This window comes from Sphaerospermopsis kisseleviana CS-549, assembly GCF_028329225.1.
GTDB lineage: Bacteria > Cyanobacteriota > Cyanobacteriia > Cyanobacteriales > Nostocaceae > Sphaerospermopsis > Sphaerospermopsis kisseleviana.
This window is the reverse complement of sequence record NZ_JAQMTI010000242.1, coordinates 1-7322: the sequence shown is the minus strand read 5'-3', so window position 1 is coordinate 7322 and position 7322 is coordinate 1. Positions and strand designations below refer to the sequence as shown.

5 protein-coding genes are annotated in these 7322 nt (G+C 40.3%); 1 reads left to right on the top strand and 4 read right to left on the bottom strand.

Translation table 11 applies throughout. From position 1 onward, the window contains the following. Positions 1-56: 56 nt before the first annotated feature. The gene (locus PN497_RS18570) at positions 57-719 is read right to left on the bottom strand and encodes a class I SAM-dependent methyltransferase (protein WP_096571203.1); all 663 of its coding nucleotides are present in this window, start codon (positions 717-719) and stop codon (positions 57-59) included. 445 nt (positions 720-1164) lie between these two features. On the opposite strand from PN497_RS18570, the gene PN497_RS18565 reads away from it, so the two are divergent. Next, positions 1165-2103: a phosphoribulokinase gene (locus PN497_RS18565; protein ID WP_096571201.1), complete on the top strand. Its 939-nt coding sequence runs from the start codon at positions 1165-1167 to the stop codon at positions 2101-2103. A gap of 61 nt (positions 2104-2164) precedes the next feature. Here the strand turns inward: PN497_RS18565 and PN497_RS18560 are convergent, their stop codons facing one another. From PN497_RS18560 to gyrA, 3 genes are all read right to left on the bottom strand, one after another. Next, positions 2165-2518, bottom strand: coding sequence for a hypothetical protein (locus PN497_RS18560; RefSeq protein ID WP_096571199.1), 354 nt, complete (start codon positions 2516-2518; stop codon positions 2165-2167). Positions 2519-2633: 115 nt separating this feature from the next. Next, a complete protein-coding gene (gene lnt, locus PN497_RS18555) occupies positions 2634-4142 on the bottom strand; it encodes an apolipoprotein N-acyltransferase (RefSeq protein WP_272110755.1) in 1509 nt (502 codons plus the stop codon). A gap of 64 nt (positions 4143-4206) precedes the next feature. Beyond that, positions 4207-6795: a DNA topoisomerase (ATP-hydrolyzing) subunit A gene (gyrA, locus tag PN497_RS18550; RefSeq protein WP_096571195.1), complete on the bottom strand. Its 2589-nt coding sequence runs from the start codon at positions 6793-6795 to the stop codon at positions 4207-4209. Between the last annotated feature and the right edge of the window lie 527 nt (positions 6796-7322).

The following is a 7322-nucleotide window of genomic DNA, read 5'->3' as shown; positions in this document are numbered from 1 at the left end:
CCAGTCACCAGTCCCCAGTCCCCAGTCCCCAGTCCCCAGTCCCAATCATCAATCTTTCAATTTTTCTTTGCTAATGTCAAACCATCAGCTATGGGAACTAAACTCAAGGTAATTCTTGAGTCTTGATATAATTTTTGATTAAAGGCGCGAATTTTTTTAGTTTGATTATCTTGTATTTCTGGATCTGCTACTTTCCCAGACCATAAAACATTATCAATGGCAATTAGTCCACCGGGTCGAATTAATTGCAGCGATCGCTCATAATAATTTTCATAGTTTCCTTTATCAGCGTCAATAAAGGCAAAATCAAAACTTTCTGCTTCTCCTGCTGCTAACAAGTTATCCAAAGTTTCCAAAGCTGGGGCAATATGCAAGTCAACTTTATCTGCTATTCCTGCTTTTTCCCAATATCGCCTAGCTATGCTGGTATATTCTTCACTGACATCACAGGCAATAATTTTACCATCTGCTGGTAAAGCCAAGGCTACTACTAAGGAACTATAACCTGTAAATACTCCTATATCTAATGTTTTTTTTGCTCCTATCAATTTAACCAACAATGCCATAAATTGTCCCTGTTCTGGGGAAATTTGCATTATGGACATTGGTAGCTGGGCGGTTTCTTGACGTAGTTGGGTTAAAATTTCTGGTTCACGTACAGAAACAGAAAGTAAATAATCATACAGGTTCTGTTCTAAGCCTATAGTTTGTTTTGCCATGACTGTGATGCTAAATTTATTGAACTAATATATCTGTATATTCAGTATTTTTTATTACAATACCTTTGCTATTTTTCCGTAGGTTGGGTTGAACGAAGTTAAACCCAACGTAAACTCAACGTATTTGTTGGGTTATGCCTTCGGCAAACTGCGTGAACGTGCCTCAATCCAACCTACAAATTAAGATATTTTTGATTTTGGCGAAGGTATTGTTATTGATATCAATTCTATTATATCAGATGTAATTTTTAGGTATCAATGCGAATTTTACAGTTTTTGAATCAGGATAAGAGCATGATTATGTTGAGAGATGTTGCGAGAAAAGAGAAAGCTGGAATTTTTTAACTAATTTACCACTAGAATGAATAAACTAACTAAAAATGTTCTCCAGAAACATTATTAAGTAACCAGCATTAAGTAACCAGCTTGTATTCAAGGGGGTAAGATGAGTCGTCCAATCATTCTTGGTATTGTTGGTGATAGCGCAGCAGGAAAGACTACCCTAACTAGGGGTATTGCTCAGGTACTTGGACCGGAAAATGTTACACTCATCTGTACCGATGATTACCACCGTTATGATCGTCAACAACGGGCGGAAATCGGTATTACAGCCTTGCATCCTGACTGTAATTACTTAGATATTATGCAGCAGCATTTATCGCTACTACGGACAGGACAAACAATTCTAAAGCCTGTTTATAGCCACAAAACGGGTAAATTTGAGCCTCCACAGTACATTAAACCGAATAAGTTTGTCATTATTGAAGGTCTACTTGGTTACTCTACCCGTGGTGCTCGTGATGCTTATGATGTTAAGGTTTATCTTGCTCCTCCTGAATCACTACGGGCAAAATGGAAGGTTAAACGGGATACAGAAAAACGCGGTTATAGTGAAGAACAAGTATTAGCAGAGTTAGAAAAACGAGAACCTGACTCAGAAGCGTTTATTCGTCCCCAACGTCAATGGTCTGATATTGTGGTGAGTTTCTATCCTACCAATGAAAATGAGGATGAAAGCAATGGACATCTAAATGTACGTTTGGTACTGCGTCCAACTATTCCCCATCCTGATTTTACTCAGATTATTCACCCAGATGATGATGATTCTGAATCAGCGGTGCGTTTGGGACTAGGTAGGGATATGGGTAAACCGGTGGATGTGTTGGAAGTTGATGGACACGCTACCTTGGAACAGGTGAATAAGATAGAGCATATCATGTGTAATGATCTGCCTTATTTAAAGAATATTTGCGATCGCGAAATCAATCCTGAACTTGGTAAAATCGCTGGCACAACAGGGGAAACATTGCAAAGTTACCCCCTAGCTTTGACACAGTTGATTATTACCTATCATATGCTCAAAGCAACGCAGATTCATCAGTAAATAGGACTGCTGATTGGTGACTGGTGGTTAGCAGACTAGGCAGACATGATAAGTATTAAACTTAATCATAAAATTCGTAACTACCACCTTCCAATTTACAAATATTGATATCATATTTTTCCACTACACCACCATCAGCAAATTTGGCTAGAAAGTCATAGATACAAGTTGTGCGCTCGTCATTGAAATTAATTTCTATCACCTTTCCAGATCGTAAAACATCATCACCTAAAATATCGTTTTCCCAATTTTTAACCCCACTAGGAGAAGCGTAAAATTCTGTCATATTTGCCCTTGTTTTATTTTCTAACAGAATGGTAATGTCTTCAGCCAAAACTTTTGATGTATTTGCTAATACACTGGGAATAACCAAAGCGGTTACGGCAACACTGGTCAAAAAGGTTTTCAGTTGCATGGTGACAACTCTTTAATTTAAAAAAAGGATACTTTAAAAGTATGTGTTACAAAATAGCTACTTGTCAAATAAGGATATCTTATATCCAGCAAGTCCTACTTACCAAAATTCCCGGCTATTTAGTCATAAACCACCCCAAAAACCCCAAAACCAACAACAAAGGCATCAACCAATCACCCCAACGCACGTATAAAGTCTGAGTTTTCCGAGTATAAATAGTTTCAGAGTGGGTTTCATAAATATTATACCCTGATTTCCACAAAGTTCTCCCATGCGGATCGACAAAAGCAGAATAACCGGTATTTGTTGCCCTCACAGCCCATCGATCAGTTTCAATTGCTCGCATGATATCCTGGGCATGATGTTGATCTGCCATTGCTGCCGTATAATGGGCATCATTAGAAGAACTCAAAATAAATTCCCCACCATTAACAGCCTGATATCTAAAGATTTCCGAAAAAGCAGACTCATAACAAATACCCACAATAACCCGCCCCAAAGGAGTATCAAAAACTTGATTTTTTGCCCCATGTACTTGATGTTCATCCAAAGGAGATAACCGTTGAACTAACGCCCCAATAACTTCTTCAAAAGGAACAAATTCCCCCAAAGGTACAAGCTTTGACTTATCATATCTACTAGTAACTTCCCCTTTACCATTTACCCCAAATAAACTATTAGTATAACTTCTCCCCCTTTGCCCAAAACCACCGATCCAAACTACAACCCCTTTATCCTTCACCGCATCTAACAAAGGAGTATTTTGAAAATTACGTTCATATAAAGGTAAAGCACCTTCAGGAGTTAACACCCCATCAACACCTTGATTTACTAATGTTAAATATCCATTAGTATAGTTTGTAATTGCTCGTCTAAATCCTTGAGGAAGCAACTTAATTTCATTAGGAATATTACCTTGAACAATACCTATTTTTAAACCTGAATTTTCATGATTATTCAAAGGTTGAGAATAAAGAACAAAGCCTAAAACATGGGAGATAATTAACAGTAAAACAGCACAAACCAAATAACAATTAAAAAACCCCTTCCTTAAACTCTTTTTCTCCTCTGCGTCTCTGCGTCTCTGCGTGCAAAAATAAATCCAAGACTCCGCAACCAACCCATTAACCGCCACAATAACCGCCGTTACCGTATTCGGTCCAGAAAATTGCCCCAAATGCAAAATTACCAAATTATGCGGTGACTGAGTGTAAGATAAAGAACTCCACCACAAAGATCCAGAACTCCACAAACTTTCCAAACCACACCATAAAGCTGTACCAATTAACACTCTTAACCAAGACTGTTGCTTATCTAACCGCACCATCAAAAACGCCCAAAGAGAGACTAACAAACCTCCCCACAGGCTAATAAATGACCAGCAAAAGATGGTAATAAATAAACTTGGCCACCAGGGTACACCTAACCATTTCATGGGGTGAATACCTGTGATCCATGATAGGGCTATTCCATGATAGGCGATCGCCCAAATAAAGGCAGGGGGCAGGGTGCGGCGGACAGGGGGATTTTTTTCTGTTGTATATTTAACAACTATCACCCAAAGGGGTGCAAGGGCAACCCAAGCCAAAAACCAAGCACCGACAGGGGCGACTGTCACCCCCATCAATGCCCCACTAGTTAAAGCTACCAGGTAAGGAAGCAAGTATTTTAACTTGTCCCTTGTTCTTTTACTCAGAATCTTCACCATCTCCAGCATCGGGGGGAACTACTGCTACTCCGGTAATGGCATCATCTTCATCGAGTTTCTGTACTCTTACTCCCGTTGCTGTCCGTGATTGTACAGAAATGGCGTTAACAGATTGGCGAATAATAATACCTCTGTTTGTCGCCATCATGATCTCTTCGTCAGGGTTGACTATTCGCAGGGTTGCTAGTTGATCCTTGGTTTTGCGGTTTTTGAATTTGGTAGCGGTGATACCTTGTCCAGCGCGGTTTTGTAGTCTAAATTGTCCTACGGGTACACGCTTTCCATAGCCTCCCATCGTGATGATTAATACCCAGGGTCCTGTGCTGTTTGGTGTTTCGGTGGTTTCTTCGCTATTTTCTGCGGTTTCTTCAATTTCGATAGTTTCTTCTTCTAGTTCCACTTCTGTTTCTGTGTTTAAGGTGTCGAGAATGGCCGCAGGAAGAATATCCATTCCTACCAGTTCATCACCGGGTTTGAGTTTCATTGATTTTACCCCACGAGTCGCCCTTCCCAGAGGACGCAGTTGATCATGGGTACAACGGAAGTGTATGGCCATACCATGACGTGAACCGATGATGATACTATCTTCTACTTTGGCACGTCTCACCCAACGCAAATGATCGCCTTCTTCTAAGGATATGGCTATTAACCCGTTAGCGCGAATGTTGCTAAATGCTTCTAATGCGGTTTTTTTGATGTTACCGCCTTTGGTGAGCATGACTAAATATTCTTCGCTGCTAAATTCGTCTACAGGTACAATGGAAGTGATTTTTTCTTCTTTGGGTATGGGTAACATCTGGACAATGGGTGTACCCCGACTGGTGCGTGAACCTTCTGGTATTTGATATGCTTTGAGGCTGTAAACTACGCCGCGATCGCTAAAAAATAAGACGCTATCATGATCACAGCAGGTTAAAAAATGCTCAATGGTATCATCTTCTTTGACTTTAGCACCGGCTTTTCCTCTGGTAGCCCGGTTTTGAGCTTCAAAGGTATTCACGGGCATCCGTTTGATGTAACCTTGTTGTGTCACCAAAATTAAAACTTTCTCGTTAGCGATCAAGTCTATATCATCTATTTCCCCTTCTGCGTGGGTAATAGCTGTGCGTCGCGGTGTGGCAAACTGGGTTTTAATTTGGGTAACTTCGGTTTCGATAATTTCCAGTACCCTTTCCCGTCTATCCAGAATATCCCGCAAGTCTGCAATTTGTACTTGCAATTCTTCATGTTCTAAGCGAATTTTATCCGCTTCTAAGGCTGTTAACCGCCGCAATTGCATTTGCAAAATGGCATCAGCTTGCACTTCGGAAAGTCCATAATTGCTAATTAATTCACCTTTGGCTGAGGGTGCGTCGGGGGCGTTTCTAATCAGGTTGATAATTGCATCTAAATGAGAGAGGGCAATTAATAAACCTTGTAATAGATGATCTCTTTCCTCTGCTTTTTTCAGTTGGTAACGAGTACGTCTGTTAATGGTTTCAATGCGAAAATCTAAAAAGACGCTGAGGAAGTTTTTCAGGGTGAGTATTTGTGGTTCCCCGTTCACTAAAGCCAACATATTCGCGCCAAAGTTGGACTGAAGTGGGGTTTGTTTATAAAGGTTATTTAAAACAACACGGGGATAGGCATCACGTTTTAATTCTATGACGATTCGCATCCCGTCGCGATCGCTCTCATCTCGAATATCTGCAATGCCATCAATTTTCTTATCATTCACCAACTCGGCAATTTTTTCAATTAATGCCGCTTTGTTGGTTTGGTAAGGTAACTCGGTAACAATTATTGCTTCTCTAGCTGGGCGGTTGCGTTGTTCAACGGTTTCAATAGTTGCCACACCCCGCATGGTAATTGAACCCCGTCCGCTGGTGTACGCTTCTTTAATGGCTGATGTTCCTAGAATTTGCGCCCCTGTGGGGAAGTCAGGACCGTGAACATACTGCATTAATTGAGTATCGGTTATTTCTGGGTTGTGAATTAATGCCACTAACCCATCAATTAATTCTCCCAAATTATGCGGAGGAATGTTAGTAGCCATGCCTACCGCAATTCCCGAAGAACCATTAAGTAATAGTTGGGGAATACGGGAAGGTAATACTGTGGGTTCTTGTTGAGAACCATCAAAGTTATCAATAAAGTCTACAGTTTCAGCTTCAATATCTTGCAATAAGGAATGACTGGTTAATGCTTGTAGACGACATTCTGTATAACGCATCGCCGCCGGTGGGTCATTGTCAATAGAACCAAAATTACCATGACCGTTGATTAAAGGCGATCGCATGGAAAAGTCCTGCGCCATCCGTACCAAAGCATCATATACCGCCGTGTCACCGTGGGGGTGATATTTACCCAAAACTTCCCCCACCACACGGGCGCACTTTCTAAACGGGCGATCGTGCAACAGCCCTAACTCGTGCATAGCATAGAGGATGCGACGATGCACAGGTTTTAGACCATCCCTAGCATCTGGTAGCGCCCGACCGACAATTACGCTCATAGCGTATTCCAGATAAGATTGTGACATCTCTTGTCGTAAATCCGTCGGGATAATCCTCTCCTGTGAGGTTGTCATAACCTGCAAAACTCCAAAAAACGTAGATTTTAGCCTTTGTACTTGACAAAATACAAAATTATGTCAAATTAATCTTGAAAAATTGTCATATTTTCCTACAATTCTAACATATATTGACCCCGTTTGTGGTAAAGACAGTCAAACAAAAAGATCATATCAGAGAAAAGTAAGAATTTAGGAGTCAAGAGTCAGAATAATTATCAAATCATAAATTCACAAATTCAAGATTTTATTAAAAAAATGCAGCTAATAATTGAGGATTCAGAATTAAAAATTCAAGATTGAGGATTGAGGAATAAAATCAGTTTGATGTTTGATAGCCTACACCACGGTGACAGGTGACAGTTTCAAGAGTTGGATAGGAACGATTTTTTCTTTATGTAGGAATTACAGCTATTTTCAGGTAAATAAACCACATTTTGATTTAGGTTTCGCGTCAACAATGTAGGGGCGTTCGCGAAGCGTGCTGGAAGCATCAGCATTCGGATGATAGTCTTAGGTAAAAACCGATAATTAATTGTCCGAAT

What these genes read in the sequence shown, in the direction of transcription:
- lnt (WP_272110755.1), bottom strand. Translation starts at nt 4,142, where the DNA reads ATGGGGGTGACAGTCGCCCCTGTCGGTGCTTGGTTTTTGGCTTGGGTT.
- PN497_RS18560 (WP_096571199.1), bottom strand. Translation starts at nt 2,518, where the DNA reads ATGCAACTGAAAACCTTTTTGACCAGTGTTGCCGTAACCGCTTTGGTT.
- gyrA (WP_096571195.1), bottom strand. Translation starts at nt 6,795, where the DNA reads ATGACAACCTCACAGGAGAGGATTATCCCGACGGATTTACGACAAGAG.
- PN497_RS18570 (WP_096571203.1), bottom strand. Translation starts at nt 719, where the DNA reads ATGGCAAAACAAACTATAGGCTTAGAACAGAACCTGTATGATTATTTA.
- PN497_RS18565 (WP_096571201.1), top strand. Translation starts at nt 1,165, where the DNA reads ATGAGTCGTCCAATCATTCTTGGTATTGTTGGTGATAGCGCAGCAGGA.